Genomic DNA, 13,964 nt, shown 5'->3' with positions numbered 1-13,964 from the left:
TGGATGCACACGGAGTGCTCTTCCAGCCCTCGGTGTCGCGTCCTGGGGTCGGTGCTGGCTAGGATCGACTCCGTGTCAGGACCGAACAAGCAGTATGACCCCGTCGAGGTAGCCGCGCTCGCACCCGCACAGATCGAGAGTGATCTAGCCGCCGCCTTGGAAGCGATAGCTGCCGCTCAGGATCTTGACGAGCTCAAGGCCGCTCGTCAGGCCCACGCGAGCGACAAAAGTGCGTTGGCGTTGGCCAACAGGGAGATAGCGGCTCTTCCTCCGAGCGCCAAGGCCGAGGCCGGCAAGCGGGTCGGTCAGGCGCGTGGCAAGGTGGGTGCGGCTTTGAAGGCCCGCCAGCAGGAGCTCGAAGACGAGCGGGACGAGCGGATCCTCGTGGAGGAACGCATCGATGTCTCGGTGTTGTCGCCATATCGGCGGTTGGGGGCCCGCCACCCGATCAGCCTTGCTACGGAGCGTGTCCAGGACATCTTCGTGGGCATGGGATGGGAGATTGCCGACGGTCCGGAGATCGAGGCCGAATGGTTTAATTTCGACGCCTTGAACTTCGCTCCGGACCATCCTGCGAGGCAGATGCAGGACACCTTCTTCATCGATCCGCCCGGGTCCGGTCTGGTCCTGCGTACGCATACTTCGCCGGTGCAGGCGCGGACGATGTTGCACTTGGACTCCTCGCTGTTGAAGCGAGATCTTCCTATCTATGTCGCGGTGCCGGGGCGGGTTTACCGCACCGATGAACTCGACGCGACTCATACCCCGGTGTTCCATCAGGTCGAAGGTCTGGCCGTGGACAAAGGTCTGACGATGGCGCACCTTCAGGGCACCTTGGACCACCTTGTCAAGGCTTTGTTCGGTGCTGAGGCCAGGACTAGGCTTCGCCCGTCCTTCTTCCCCTTTACCGAGCCCAGTGCAGAAATGGATCTGTGGTTTCCGCAGAAGCGCGGTGGCGCGGGATGGATCGAATGGGGTGGCTGCGGGATGGTCAACCGTAATGTGCTTTTAGCCTGCGGGGTCGACCCTGACGTCTATTCCGGCTTCGCTTTCGGTATGGGTATCGACCGCACGGTCATGTTGCGTAACGACGTACGGGATATGCATGACCTCGTTGAAGGAGATGTGCGGTTCTCCGCGCAGTTCGGGATGGAGATCTGATGCGCGCACCTACAAGCTGGCTTGCGGAGTTGGTCGGTCTGGATCATGCGCCGGCTGGCATCGAGGTGGCTGCTGACCTGGTGAGAGTCGGTTTGGAAGAGGAAGCGATCCACGTAGGCGAGGTCACGGGACCTCTTGTCGTGGGACGAGTTCTGGACAAGACGGATGAACCGCAGGAAAACGGTAAAACCATCCACTTCTGCCATGTCGATATCGGCACTGGTACTCCTCAGGAAATCGTGTGTGGTGCGCATAATTTCGACGCGGGTGACCTGGTTGTCGTCATTCTGCCCGGTGGCCGACTCGGTGATTTCGAGATTGGTGCACGCAAGACCTACGGGCATATGTCGGCGGGGATGATCTGTTCGGAGAAGGAACTAGGTCTCGGCGAGGACCACGACGGCATCATCGTCCTGACCGAGTTCTTCGCCGGTGACGAGTCGCTGATCTCTTCGCTGGCGCCGGGGCAGGACGCCTTGGACCTCCTGGGTCTGTCTGAGGAGGTTGTCGAGGTCAACGTCACCCCTGATCGTGGTTACTGTCTGTCGATGCGGGGAATCGCACGGGAATACGCCTTGTCGACCGGTCGGGGGGTGGCTTTCCAGGATCCGGTCGTCGATGGCGATGGGGTGCCCGGGAGCAACGACGAAGGTTACGAGGTCCGTCTTGTCGATGAGACCAGGATCCACGGGGTCGCAGGATGCGACCGTTATGTCGCCAGGATGATCAGCGGTATCGATGTCGCTACCCCTACGCCGCCGTGGATGAAGCGCCGCCTTCGCCAGATGGGAATGCGTCCGGTCAACGTGGTGGTCGATGTCACGAACTACGTGATGCTGTTGACCGGGCAGCCGTTGCACGCTTTCGACCTGGATACTTTGGGCGGAGCTATTGAGGTTCGGCGAGCTCGCGAGGGCGAGTCGCTGGTGACCTTGGACGGAGTCAAGCGGCTCTTGCATCCCCAGGATCTATTGATCACCGACGGAGGGAACACTCCGTTGGCGATTGCCGGTGTGATGGGTGGGCAGAGCTGTGAGGTCACTCTTTCGACCACCAACATTCTGGTGGAGGCTGCGCACTTCGATCCGGTCAGCATCGCAAGAAGCTCCCGTCGCCATCAGCTGTCCACCGAAGCGAGCCGACGTTTCGAGCGGGGGGTCGATCCTGCCGTGACGGCGGCGGTCGCCGATATGACGGTGAGGATGCTGCTCGAACTGGCGGGCGGGCAGCTCGATCCGGGGGTCACGGATATCGACCGCCGTGAGGGACGTTACGAGATCACTTTCGACACTGCTCAGGCATGGCGTCTGATCGAGCCGGGTAACCCGTTGACTTCGCCCGTTCCGGATGGTCTGGGCCACCAGGATGTCGTGGCTGAGCTGCGGGGGCTGGGCTGTGAGGTCGAGGAGATCACCGAGCCTGCAGCAGATGCCTTCGGCCACGTTCGCGTATCTCCTCCGTCCTGGCGTCCTGACCTGCGCAACGGCCCGGATCTGGTGGAAGAGATTGCGCGGCTGCGTGGTTATGACCGGATTCCTTCGATCTTGCCGGATGCGCCGGGCGGGCGGGGGTTGACTCGAGCTCAGATCGCAGTTCGTACAACCAATGCGACATTGGCGGCGCTGGGGTTGAGCGAGGTCTGGTCCTATCCCTTCGTGTCGGAACGGCTCTTCGACGATCTCGGCTACACGCCGGACGATGCGCGCCGACAGGCGGTGCGGATCACGAACCCGCTGTCGGATGAGGCTCCGCTTCTGCGGACATCGATTCTCGATTCGTTGTTGGGCACTTTGCGGTTGAACGTCAACCGCGGATCGAAAGACTGTGCTGTCTTCGAGACAGGATTGGTCTTCCGGAGCGTTGGCGACCTGAGCTCTGCGCCTGTTCCTGCCGTCGGAGTGCGGCCTGATCCGGAGGTGCTCGACGCCATCGTGTCGGCGGTGCCTTCCCAACCTCGTCATGTGGCTTTTGCGATGACCGGGTCTTCTGAGCCGCAGGGGCCTTACGGAGCCGCTGTGGCGTGGACGGCGCCGCAGACGATCGGTTTGGCGATCTCGCTGGCCAGGGTGTTCGGTGTCGTGGTGATGCCGGAATCCGAGACGGGGCAGGCTCCTTGGCATCCTGGGCGCTGTGCCCGTTTGGTGGCTGCCGACGGCAGCGTGATCGGGTACGCAGGTGAGTTGCATCCGAAGGTGTGCGCTCGATTGGGTGTTCCTCCTCGTTCATGTGCCGCTGAGCTGGATCTTGATGAGTTGTTGTCCTGTGGAGGTGACCCGGTACAGGCTTCAATGCTGTCGACCTATCCGGTAGCTCACACAGATGTGGCACTCGTGGTCGATGAGGACACACCTTCTGCTGCCGTGGAGTCTGCTTTGCGGGCTGGCGCTGGCCACGATCTGGAGTCGGTGGACTTGTTTGACGTCTATCGGGGGGAGCAGGTTGGCGGGGGTCAGAAGTCTTTGGCCTATCGGCTCACCTTCAGGGCTGCGGATCGGACGTTGACCACCGACGAGGTGAGTGGCGCCAGGGATGCGGCGATCGCGGCGGCTGCTCAGGTGGTAGGAGCTGTCCAGCGTGGGTGAATCCCCTAGGGTCGTGGTGGTTACCGGTGCGTCTCGTGGCATCGGCGCCCACCTGGCCGCTGCTTTCACTGCGGTGGGTGACCTGGTCGAGGGTTGCTCCTTGCATGGCGGCGGACCGGTAGGGGAGGGCTCGTCTTTCTCGCTGGCTGCGGTGGATGTCACTGATTCCCGGTCAGTTGCTGATTTCGTGTCCGCGGTCGAAAGGAAGCATGGCCGAATCGATGTCTTGATCAACAACGCTGGCGTCATCGACCATGAGTTGCCCTTGGAAGATTCCGACCCTGATCAGTGGTGGAGAACGGTGGAGGTCAACGTCCGGGGGCCTTATCTCTTCACTCGGAGGGTCCTGCCGGGGATGTTGGCGGCTGGCTCGGGTCGGATCATCAATCTCAATTCTGGAGCTGGCACGCGTGCTGGCGATGTTTCTTCGGCGTACAACGTGGGAAAGACCGCATTGGCTCGGATTACCGGGTCAACACATGCTTCGGGTCTCGGCCGGGGTGTGTGTGCTTTCGATCTGATGCCGGGGGTGGTCCGGACGGATATGACATTGTCGATGAGGGTTCATGAGGGTCGCAGTGAGTGGACGACGCCGCAGCAGGTGAGTGAGCTGGCTTTGGGGCTGGCCAGTGGGCGTCTGGATGCCTGGTCGGGGTGTTTTGTCCGGGCGGGTGTGGATTCTGTTGATTCGTTGCTCTCGGCGGCAGCAGGCGGCGTGCCCGAAGGAGCTCGCAAGCTGGTTTTGTCGTCCTACGGCGAGGGGGACCCGATCCGCGGGTGAAGGGGGCCGTTAGATGACATGTAGGCAATGACGTGCTGCATAAACTTGCGTGACTGTGTATATTCATCCGCATGAGAGTAGCGGTTGCCGGTGCCAGCGGATATGCAGGAGGGGAAGTAGTCCGCCTTCTGCTGAGCCACCCCGAATTCGAGATAGGAACGCTCACCGCTTCCCGTAGCGTCGGCAGTACACTGCGGGACCACCATCCCCATCTCTTTCCGCTGGCAGAACGTGTACTCGCGGATACCGCCCCAGAATCTTTCGAGGGGCACGACGCAGTCGTGCTGGCGCTGCCTCACGGCGCCTCTGCGCCGCTTGCCGCTCAACTACCTGCGGATCTCGTTGTCATCGACTGCGGTGCAGATTTTCGACTTACCGATCAACAGGCTTGGGCGCAGTACTACGACACCCCTTATGCCGGCGCCTGGAGCTACGGACTTCCGGAACTTCCGACAGCTGATGGTGGACGCCTTCGCGCTGAATTGATCGGGCAACGACGTATTGCAGTTCCTGGGTGTTATCCGACCGGCGTGAGTCTGGCTTTAGCGCCGGGTCTGGCGGCAGGGCTCCTCGAACCCTCTGACATCGTCGTCGTTGCTGCTTCTGGCACTTCCGGTGCAGGAAAAACCCTCCGAAGCCATCTCCTGGCCTCGACGGTGATCGGATCGATGTCACCCTACGGGGTTGGAGGATCTCACCGGCATGTGCCGGAGATCGAGCAGAATTTGGCGCGGGCGGCAGGGAGAACAGCGACTGTCTCGTTCACCCCCGTTCTAGCGCCGATGCCACGGGGGATCATCGCGACCTGTACCGCACGGCTGTCGTCAGGGGTCTCATCATGTGAGCTGCGTAGCGTATGGCAGGACAGCTACCAGAATGAGCCTTTCATTCGTTTGCTCCCAGAAGGAATCTGGCCTTCCACCGGAAGCGTGCTGGGCAGCAACATAGTGGCGATGCAGTTGGCCTATGACGATCATGCCGAGCGGGTCGTGGTGGTGGCGGTGGAGGACAACCTGACCAAAGGGACGGCAGGTGCTGTCGTGCAATGTCTCAACCTGGCATTCGGTCTTCCGGAGACCACCGGTCTGTCGACGACGGGAGTAGCACCGTGAGTACTGCACACCAGTTCTGGCACCTGACCATGCATGAACGTCCGGTCAAGATCGCTCGACTCGAACCCGGTAGCGCTGTTCCACAATGGGCCCGCGGGGGGCATCCACTGACATCGGTCACCTGGAACGCCAAGGAGACTTCGGTCATCGCTGCAGCGGACGAAGTTCCGATCGGGGTAGTCCAAGCTGGTCCATTCCACGCCTTCGAGATCGAGGGACCGCTCGATTTCACCTTGACCGGTGTTCTGGGAGGTCTGCTGGCGCCTCTGGCCAGAGAAGGCGTTGCTGTCATCACGTTGTCCACCTTTGAGACGGACTGGATCTTGATCCCAGTTGATCAGTCGAAGCAGGCGGCCACGGTCTGGCGATACAACGGTCACACGGTCGATGGGACTTCACAGCTCCGGCAGGCGGGGGAGAGCGGCCCACTCGAGGTGGAGGAGGATATATGAGCGTCACCTTTCCCGCGGGCTTCCGTGCAGCAGGAGTCACTGCCGGGTTGAAGCTGTCGGGGGCTGCTGATGTGGCGCTCGTCGTCAACGACGGACCGCTGTATTCCGCGGCAGGAGTCTTCACCACTAATCGTGTTGAAGCTGCCCCGGTCACCTGGAGCCGCGGGGTGATAGGTGACGGTCGTGCGGTCGCAGTGGTTCTGAACTCCGGATGTGCCAATGCCTGTACCGGAGCGCGAGGCGCTCGTGATGCCCGGATGACTGCTGAACATCTGTCTGAGCGGCTCGGCTGTTCGACGAACGATGTCATCGTCTGCTCAACAGGACTGATCGGCGAGGAGCTCCCTATGCCGACGCTGTTGCGAGGCGTCGACAACGCGGTGAGATCGCTGGGTGTCGAGGGGGGAGACTCTGCTGCAGAGGCCATCATGACGACAGATACGGTGCCCAAACAGGCTTATCGAGTAAGGGGCGGATGGTCTGTCGGGGGAATGGCCAAAGGCGCGGGGATGTTGGCGCCTGGGTTGGCTACCATGCTGGTGGTTCTCACCACCGACGCTGTGGTGGGCCCTGAGGAGCTCTCCCGGGTGCTTCGCGAGGCGACTCGCCGGACTTTTGAGCGGATCGACTCGGATGGATGCATGTCGACCAATGACACCGTGGTCTTGCTCGCTTCGGGTGCCTCAGGGGTTGTGCCTTCAGAGTCGGAACTGCGTGGGATGGTGTCCGAGGTCTGCTCAGATCTAGCTCGCCAGTTGATCGCAGACGCGGAGGGGGCTCGACATGACATCGCGATCACGGTCGCGGGGGCGGTTTCGGAAGAGGACGCAGTTGAGGTAGCCAGGGCGGTGGCTCGTAGCAACCTGTTCAAGTGCGCGGTGTTCGGAGGAGATCCCAATTGGGGTCGAATCGTCGCCGAGGTGGGAACGACACGAGCTTCCTTCGATCCGGCCGATCTGGATGTGACCGTCAACGGGGTCCGGGTGTGCAGGGGCTGTGCGCCGGGAGAAGACCGTTCAGAAGTCGACATGTCTCCTCGGGAGACCCGCGTCCTCATCGGCTTGGGAGCCGGTACGGAGGAGGCGACGGTGTGGACCAACGATCTCACCCACGATTACATCCACGAGAATTCGGCGTACAGCACATGAACGATAATGGCGGAGCGAACACAGGAAAAGGGTGGTCTGCGGAGGAGCGCTTGGACGCTGCTTCCCATCATCTACGGACGCTGCGTGATCAGGCGTCCTTGAGTCGAGCCTCTGAGAACGCTCGGGTTCTGGTCGGCGCATTGCCCTGGCTGGAGCGTTTTCATGGGGCTTTGGTCGTGGTGAAGTACGGCGGGAACGCCATGACTTCGGACTCGTTGAAGGAGGCTTTCGCGCAGGATGTTGCTTTCCTGCGTTATGCAGGTCTTCGTCCGGTCGTGGTCCACGGAGGGGGACCTCAGATCGGGGTGATGCTTGACCGCCTCAGCCTGCCTTGTGAGTTCAGAGCAGGTCTGAGGGTGACCACGCCTGAGGTGATGGATGTGGTGCGCATGGTTCTCATGGGGCAGGTCGGACGTGAGCTGGTGGGGCTCCTCAACGAGCACGGCCCGATCTCGGTGGGGCTGTCCGGTGAGGACGCGGGACTTTTCGAAGGTCGGCGGCGTTCGATCACGGTGGCTGGGTCGGAAGAGGACATCGGTCTGGTGGGGGATGTGGTCAGGGTGAATCCTTCGGCTGTGTTGGACATCATCGAGGCAGGCCGGGTGCCGGTTGTTTCGAGCATCGCTCCTGATGTCGAACGGGGCGGTGTTCTGAATGTCAACGCGGACACAGCTGCTGCGGCGTTGGCTGTGGCTCTGTCCGCACGCAAGCTGGTGGTGTTGACAGATGTCGAAGGGGTTTATGCCAGGTGGCCGGACAAGACTTCGCTGTTGTCACGTCTGGATGTCAGTTCGGCGGAGGAACTGATGAGCTCTGTGGGGGCAGGGATGCTTCCCAAACTGGAGGCTTGTGTGCGAGCAGTACGTGGAGGTGTCGGTAAGGCGCATGTGATCGACGGTCGCCGGCCGCATTCGCTGTTGGTGGAGATTTTCACAGGTGAGGGTGCCGGAACGATGATCGTTCCTGATGAGACATGAGGATGTGACCATGGAGCAGGGAATCCGGGAGGAATTTCTCCGACGGTACGGGCAGTCGTTGCTTCCGGTGTTCGGCCAACCACAGCTGGTGGTCTCCCATGGCATCGGTAGCCGACTCTGGGATGTCGATGGTAGGGAATACCTGGATCTTTTGGCTGGTATAGCGGTTAATGCTCTGGGCCATTCCCACCCTGCGTTGGTTCGTGCACTTTCTGAACAAGCGTCGAAGGTGATTCATGTCAGTAACTACTTCACGTCTCCTGCGCAGGTGGAACTGGCTGAGAAAATCCTCCGGGTCGCTGAAGCGCCGGAGGGTTCTGCAGTTTTCTTCACCAATTCGGGGACGGAGTCGGTGGAGGCTGCGATCAAGCTTTCCCGACGCACGGGTCGTATACGGATGGTGGCAGCGGAAGGCGCTTTTCATGGTCGTTCCACAGGGGCTTTGAGTTTGACCCATCGACGAGATTACCGGGAACCGTTCGAGCCGCTGCTGGGCGAGGTATGTCATGTTCCCTTCGACGATGCTCAGGCTCTTCGGGCTGTTTTCGCCGATGATTCGGCTCCGGTCGCTGCGTTGTTCCTGGAGCCGATTCAGGGTGAGGCCGGTGTGATACCGGCCTCACACAGCTATCTCCGTCTGGCACGGGAGTTGTGTACCCGCCACGGCGCTCTTCTCGTTTTCGACGAGGTGCAGTCAGGAATAGGCCGGACCGGCCGTTGGTTCGCGCACCAGTGGGCCGAGGTCGTTCCGGATGTCATGACTCTGGCCAAGGGATTGGGCGGTGGGGTGCCGATCGGGGCGATGTTGACCTTCGGTCGTTCGGTGACCGATCTGCTTTCTCAGGGACAGCACGGCACTACTTTCGGGGGGAACCCGCTGGCTTGTGCCGCAGGCGCTGCTGTGATCGAGTTCTTGGAACAGGAAGGCGTATTGGAGCGGGTTCGCCTTCTCGGCGACGAGCTGAGGAAGCAGTTGATCGCAGTCGCCTCGTCACGGGTGGTCGAGGTACGTGGGCAAGGGTTGCTGTTGGGCATAGGTCTTCGTGATCCCGAGGCACGTGAGTTGGCGGACGCGTTGCTGGCGGAGGGGATCATCGTCAACGCGCCGAACCCTTACACCTTGCGGATCGTACCTTCGCTTCTCTTGAAGCGCGATGAGGCAGATCTCTTCGTCGAGGTGTTCGGTCGAGTTCTTCGGCAGGACGTGTTCCGGTGAGTACCGGGTCTCTTGGCGGAAGGGGAGCTGGGGCTGTGACGGGGAGTTCGGGGGAGTCGATGGTTCTGTGTCGGAGCTTTCGTGTGATCGTTGATCTGCTGGATTCCTTTCGACTCCTGGTCGGGAGTCTGTGTAGGAGGTATCCGCGAACTTCACCTGTGTAGCTTTCACCGTTCGATGAGGAGAGATTTCTGTTGACCGTCGCCCAGTCCCGTATGGCACGACACGCACGGATCGTGGAGATCCTGATGCGAAATGCGGTGCGGAGCCAAGGAGAACTACTGGAGCTTCTGTCTCGTGACGGGTATGAGGTGACTCAGGCGACGTTGTCCCGGGATCTGGTGGAGATCGGCGCGGTGAAGGTGCGTCGCGGTAAGTCGTTGGTTTATGCGGTTCCGGGCGAAGGAGGGGACCGTACTCCTCGGCCCGCGGTGGAGGCGGATGAGATCGATGTCCGTTTGAAGCGGCTTTGCGAGGACCTGCTGGTGACGGCTACCGCTTCGGCGAACTTGGTGGTCCTCCGTACCCCTCCGGGTGCGGCGAATTATTTGGCTTCTGCCATTGACCGTGCTGATCCGGACGACATCATCGGCACGATAGCGGGGGATGACACCGTCTTGATCGTTACGGTGTCTGCGCAGGGCGGTCAGGAGGTCGCGGATCGGCTGTTGTCTTTGGCTTCGGGCGTGTCATGAGATTACGTATCACGGTGAGGGATGATCGATGTCGGAACCTGTGAAGTCGAATGGTCCTGTGTCTTTGTGGGGAGGGCGGTTCGCCGGTGGGCCGGCTGATGCCTTGGCCGAGTTGAGTCGGTCGACTCACTTTGATTGGCGTCTTGCGCCCTACGATCTGGCTGGGTCCCGCGCGCATGCGCGGGTCCTTCGTGCTGCGGGCCTGCTCGACGAACAGTCCTTCGCGGTGATGCTCGAGGGATTACGTTCGCTCGGTGCGGATGTAGCTAGCGGAGTTTTTCTGCCGGTTCAGGCAGACGAGGATGTGCATACCGCTCTGGAGCGGGGGCTCATTGAGCGTGTCGGCGCGGAGGTGGGCGGCAGACTACGGGCTGGGAGATCTCGGAACGACCAGGTGGCGACGCTTTTCCGGATGTATTTGAGGGATCACGCCCGGGTCTGTTCGGGGCTGCTCTTGGACGTCGTGGACGCTTTGGTGGAGCAGGCTGCTGCTCATCCAGGTGTGCCAATGCCTGGCCGGACGCATCTGCAGCATGCACAGCCGGTGTTGTTGGCCCATCATCTGTTGGCTCATGCCTGGGCTTTGCTCCGTGACGTGGAGCGTTGGCGTGATTGGGATGTCCGGGCAGCGGTGTCGCCGTATGGGTCGGGAGCGCTGGCAGGTTCTTCTCTCGGGCTGGATCCGGAGTCGGTAGCTTCCGACTTGGGGTTTGTCTCGGCGTGTGAGAACTCGATCGATGGCACGGCAAGTCGTGATTTTGTCGCTGAGTTCGCTTTTGTGTCGGCGATGGCGGCCGTTGATGTGTCGCGTTTCGCGGAGGAGATCTGTCTATGGGCGACGAAGGAGTTCGGCTTCGTCACCTTGGATGACGCCTATTCGACTGGTTCGAGCATCATGCCTCAGAAGAAGAATCCGGATGTTGCGGAGTTGGCGCGGGGTAAAGCGGGCCGTCTGATCGGGGACCTGGCGGGTCTTCTCGCGACATTGAAGGCTTTGCCGTTGGCTTACAACCGCGATCTTCAGGAGGACAAGGAACCAGTCTTCGATGCGGTGGACACCTTGGAGGTGTTGCTGCCTGCGGTGGCGGGGATGACGGCGACCTTGGTCTTCGACGGCGACAGACTCGCTGACTTGGCGCCTCAGGGTTTTTCTTTAGCTACTGATGTCGCGGAGTGGTTGGTCCGTGAAGGGGTTTCTTTCCGCGTCGCGCATGAGGTGGCCGGCGGTTGTGTGCGGGTGTGCGAGAAGCGTGGTATCGAGTTGTGGGATCTTTCTGATTCCGATCTGTTCGAGATCTCAGCGCATCTTGCTCCGGAGGTGCGTTCGGTGTTGTCTGTGTCCGGTTCGTTGGCTTCTCGGGATGCTAAGGGTGGTACGGCTCCGGTCCGGGTCGTTGAACAGTTGGAGAGAGCTCGTGGGGCGTCTGCTCAGGCCCGTTCCTGGGCGTCAGCGTCGGTCGTGATCCGTGACTGACGATCCGCTGTCGGGTTGTTTCTATGACCGCCCGGTCCTTGATGTGGCGCGTGACCTTTTGGGGTGCGTGGTGTCTCACGAAGGAGTGTCGGTGCGGCTCACGGAAGTTGAGGCGTACGACGGTGAGCGTGATCCTGGGTCGCATGCCTTCCGCGGATGTACACCGCGGACGGAGGTGATGTTCGGGCCTCCGGGTGGCCTTTACGTCTACTTCACTTATGGCATGCACTTCTGCGCGAATCTAGTTTGTCGCTCTGAGGGGCGAGCTGCTGCAGTTCTGTTGCGCGCTGGTGAAGTGGTGGTGGGCGAGGACGTGGCGATCGCACGTCGTAGGCTTCGTCGGAAAACGCTGGCGTCCTCTGCTGACACGGGGGCGGATTGGGTAATCGCTTCCCGGGATCTTGCGCGTGGTCCTGCCCGTCTGGCGACCTGTCTTGCCTTGGGCCGAGAACAGAACGGTCTCCTTACTACTGACCCTGGGGCGCCGGTGCGCGTAGTCCGAGGTGATCCGGTGGATGATACGAGGGTGTCTGTCGGTCCGCGGGTCGGGGTGTCAGGTCCTGGTGGTGATCCTGACAGGTTTCCGTGGCGTCTGTGGATCGGAGGGGAGCGAACCGTATCGGTGTATCGGCCGGCGGTTTCCCGGCGACGTCGAGGGTAGGGGAGGATGGCTAGCAGTGAGGTGCCGCGGGGCGCCTCGACAGAGGAAAGGTAGTGGGATCGTGAGCAATGTGCTCGACGAGTTGATGTGGCGTGGCTTGGTGGCGCAGACCACTGATGAGGCTTCGCTGCGTGAAGCGCTCGAGAAACCACTTACGGTCTATTGCGGTTTCGATCCCACAGCTCCGTCTTTGCACTTCGGAAACCTTGTGCAGTTGATCCTTCTTCGGCACCTTCAGCGGGCCGGTCATCGGGTCATCGGACTGGTGGGGGGGTCGACCGGTCTCATCGGAGATCCTCGTCCGACGAGTGAGCGGACTTTGAAATCGAAGGAGCAGACTGCAGCGGATGTGGACCGGATTGCCGCCCAGGTGCGCAAGATCCTGTCTGCCGACAGTAATAACCCTCCGGTTTTTGTTAATAACCTGGACTGGACCGCTCCGATCTCTGCTATCGATTTCCTTCGTGATTACGGGAAATATTTCAGGGTCAATCAGATGATCAAGAAGGACGCGGTGGCAGCTCGTCTCAATTCTGAGCAGGGAATTAGCTACACCGAGTTCAGCTATCAGATCTTGCAAGCCCTTGATTATTTGCATCTGTACCGAAATTTTGGATGCACACTGCAGACTGGCGGCCAGGACCAGTGGGGTAATCTCACTGCTGGGGCAGACCTTATCGGACGCGCAGAAGGCGCGTCGGTCCATGTCTTGACCACTCCCTTGCTTACTGACAGCTCAGGAGAGAAGTTCGGCAAGTCTGCAGGGAATGCGGTCTGGCTTGATCGAGAGATGACCAGCCCTTACGCCTTCTACCAGTACTGGCTCAATGTGGAGGACGCTTCGGTCATCATGCTCCTCAAGGTCTTCACAGATCGTACGCGCGAAGAAATTGCTGAGCTCGAGCGTCAGGTAAAGGAAGAACCTTTCCTTCGAGCTGCCCAGAAACAGTTGGCTGCAGATGTGACCGAGCTGGTTCACGGTGCCACCGCGTCCGATGCGGTGCAGGCAGCTTCAGCGGCTTTGTTCGGTAAGGGTGAACTCCAGGGGTTGGATGCGGCTACCTTGAGAGACGCGACGGCGGAGCTTCCGGGGGGAGTGGCTTGTCCTGGCGATTCGTTGGTGGATGCGTTGGTCTCCTCAGGGTTGGTCGATTCGAGGAACGCCGCTCGGCGGGTCCTGGCAGAAGGCGGCGTCTCCGTCAACAACGTCAAGGTAGGTGATCCGGAGATGACCCTTCGGGCGAGCGATTTTCTTGGGGATGAGGTTTGCATCCTCAAACGTGGGCGCAAGGCCATGGCTGCGGTCCGTCGAGCGTGAACTGAGAAGGGCTAGCGGACTTGCGTTCTGAAGCTAAATGCCTCTGACCTGCAGATTTGTGCCCTTGAAGGTTCACTAGCTAGTGTATTTCCTGTCAGCCCGCAGGGGGCGAAGCGGGGCCGAAAGCCCCAAAGATCCCCGGGCTGACAGGTTCTCACTAGAAGCAAACACCTTCTGTTCTAGGTGTAACTTCATCTCACTCAGGGTGAGTTTGAAGTTCCAGATTGTCTCTGGTAAGGTAGAGAGCCTGCTCCTGAGGAAGATGAAATTGAGCTTCAGGGCGATAGCAGCACTGCTAGAGGATCTGCTAAGATGTTCTAGCTCGCAAGTAAGTAACCGATTCTTGAGAACTCAACAGCGTGCCGAAATCGATGCCAATTGTTTGTT

The 13,964-nt window shown here is 60.6% G+C and carries 12 protein-coding genes; all 12 read left to right on the top strand.

The annotated features are described in order from the left end of the window. Positions 1-72 precede the first annotated feature (72 nt). The 12 genes from pheS (at position 73) to tyrS (ending at position 13,577) form a co-directional block, all read left to right on the top strand. Positions 73-1,161: a phenylalanine--tRNA ligase subunit alpha gene (pheS, locus tag AUCHE_RS00055; protein ID WP_006501199.1), complete on the top strand. Its 1,089-nt coding sequence runs from the start codon at positions 73-75 to the stop codon at positions 1,159-1,161. After that, entirely contained in the window at positions 1,161-3,743 is a 2,583-nt protein-coding gene (gene pheT / locus AUCHE_RS00050; protein WP_006501198.1) for a phenylalanine--tRNA ligase subunit beta, read from the top strand. The genes pheS and pheT overlap by 1 nt, the downstream gene beginning before the upstream one ends. Further along, the gene (locus tag AUCHE_RS00045) at positions 3,736-4,524 is read left to right on the top strand and encodes an SDR family oxidoreductase (RefSeq protein ID WP_006501197.1); all 789 of its coding nucleotides are present in this window, start codon (positions 3,736-3,738) and stop codon (positions 4,522-4,524) included. The genes pheT and AUCHE_RS00045 overlap by 8 nt, the downstream gene beginning before the upstream one ends. Positions 4,525-4,595: 71 nt before the next feature. Continuing rightward, positions 4,596-5,636: an N-acetyl-gamma-glutamyl-phosphate reductase gene (gene argC, locus AUCHE_RS00040; protein ID WP_006501196.1), complete on the top strand. Its 1,041-nt coding sequence runs from the start codon at positions 4,596-4,598 to the stop codon at positions 5,634-5,636. Continuing rightward, positions 5,633-6,088 carry an ACT domain-containing protein gene (locus AUCHE_RS00035; RefSeq protein WP_006501195.1) on the top strand — a complete coding sequence of 152 codons (456 nt, stop codon included), beginning with the start codon at positions 5,633-5,635 and terminating at the stop codon, positions 6,086-6,088. Before argC ends, AUCHE_RS00035 begins: the two co-directional genes overlap by 4 nt. Then, the gene (argJ, locus tag AUCHE_RS00030; protein WP_006501194.1) at positions 6,085-7,236 is read left to right on the top strand and encodes a bifunctional glutamate N-acetyltransferase/amino-acid acetyltransferase ArgJ; all 1,152 of its coding nucleotides are present in this window, start codon (positions 6,085-6,087) and stop codon (positions 7,234-7,236) included. The genes AUCHE_RS00035 and argJ overlap by 4 nt, the downstream gene beginning before the upstream one ends. Positions 7,237-7,286: 50 nt before the next feature. Next, a complete protein-coding gene (gene argB / locus AUCHE_RS00025; RefSeq protein WP_006501193.1) occupies positions 7,287-8,213 on the top strand; it encodes an acetylglutamate kinase in 927 nt (308 codons plus the stop codon). After that, positions 8,203-9,429, top strand: a complete 1,227-nt coding sequence (locus AUCHE_RS00020) for an acetylornithine transaminase (RefSeq protein ID WP_306301872.1) — start codon at positions 8,203-8,205, stop codon at positions 9,427-9,429. Before argB ends, AUCHE_RS00020 begins: the two co-directional genes overlap by 11 nt. Positions 9,430-9,623: 194 nt before the next feature. Beyond that, positions 9,624-10,124, top strand: coding sequence for an arginine repressor (locus tag AUCHE_RS00015; protein WP_006501191.1), 501 nt, complete (start codon positions 9,624-9,626; stop codon positions 10,122-10,124). Positions 10,125-10,152: 28 nt separating this feature from the next. Beyond that, positions 10,153-11,598, top strand: a complete 1,446-nt coding sequence (gene argH, locus AUCHE_RS00010) for an argininosuccinate lyase (RefSeq protein ID WP_006501190.1) — start codon at positions 10,153-10,155, stop codon at positions 11,596-11,598. Further along, positions 11,591-12,259, top strand: coding sequence for a DNA-3-methyladenine glycosylase (locus tag AUCHE_RS15980; RefSeq protein WP_006501188.1), 669 nt, complete (start codon positions 11,591-11,593; stop codon positions 12,257-12,259). The genes argH and AUCHE_RS15980 overlap by 8 nt, the downstream gene beginning before the upstream one ends. A 61-nt stretch (positions 12,260-12,320) precedes the next feature. Continuing rightward, positions 12,321-13,577, top strand: coding sequence for a tyrosine--tRNA ligase (gene tyrS, locus AUCHE_RS00005; RefSeq protein ID WP_006501187.1), 1,257 nt, complete (start codon positions 12,321-12,323; stop codon positions 13,575-13,577). Positions 13,578-13,964 lie beyond the last annotated feature (387 nt).

This window comes from Austwickia chelonae NBRC 105200 (assembly GCF_000298175.1).
GTDB classification, from domain to species: Bacteria; Actinomycetota; Actinomycetes; order Actinomycetales; family Dermatophilaceae; genus Austwickia; species Austwickia chelonae.
Note: the sequence above shows the minus strand (reverse complement) of the source record. Positions and strands in the feature narration are given on the sequence as shown.

Bases quoted from the DNA above. Each gene is read 5' to 3' on its own strand.
- pheT (WP_006501198.1), top strand. From the start codon at position 1,161: ATGCGCGCACCTACAAGCTGGCTTGCGGAGTTGGTCGGTCTGGATCAT.
- argC (WP_006501196.1), top strand. From the start codon at position 4,596: ATGAGAGTAGCGGTTGCCGGTGCCAGCGGATATGCAGGAGGGGAAGTA.
- argJ (WP_006501194.1), top strand. From the start codon at position 6,085: ATGAGCGTCACCTTTCCCGCGGGCTTCCGTGCAGCAGGAGTCACTGCC.
- AUCHE_RS00020 (WP_306301872.1), top strand. From the start codon at position 8,203: ATGAGACATGAGGATGTGACCATGGAGCAGGGAATCCGGGAGGAATTT.
- argH (WP_006501190.1), top strand. From the start codon at position 10,153: ATGTCGGAACCTGTGAAGTCGAATGGTCCTGTGTCTTTGTGGGGAGGG.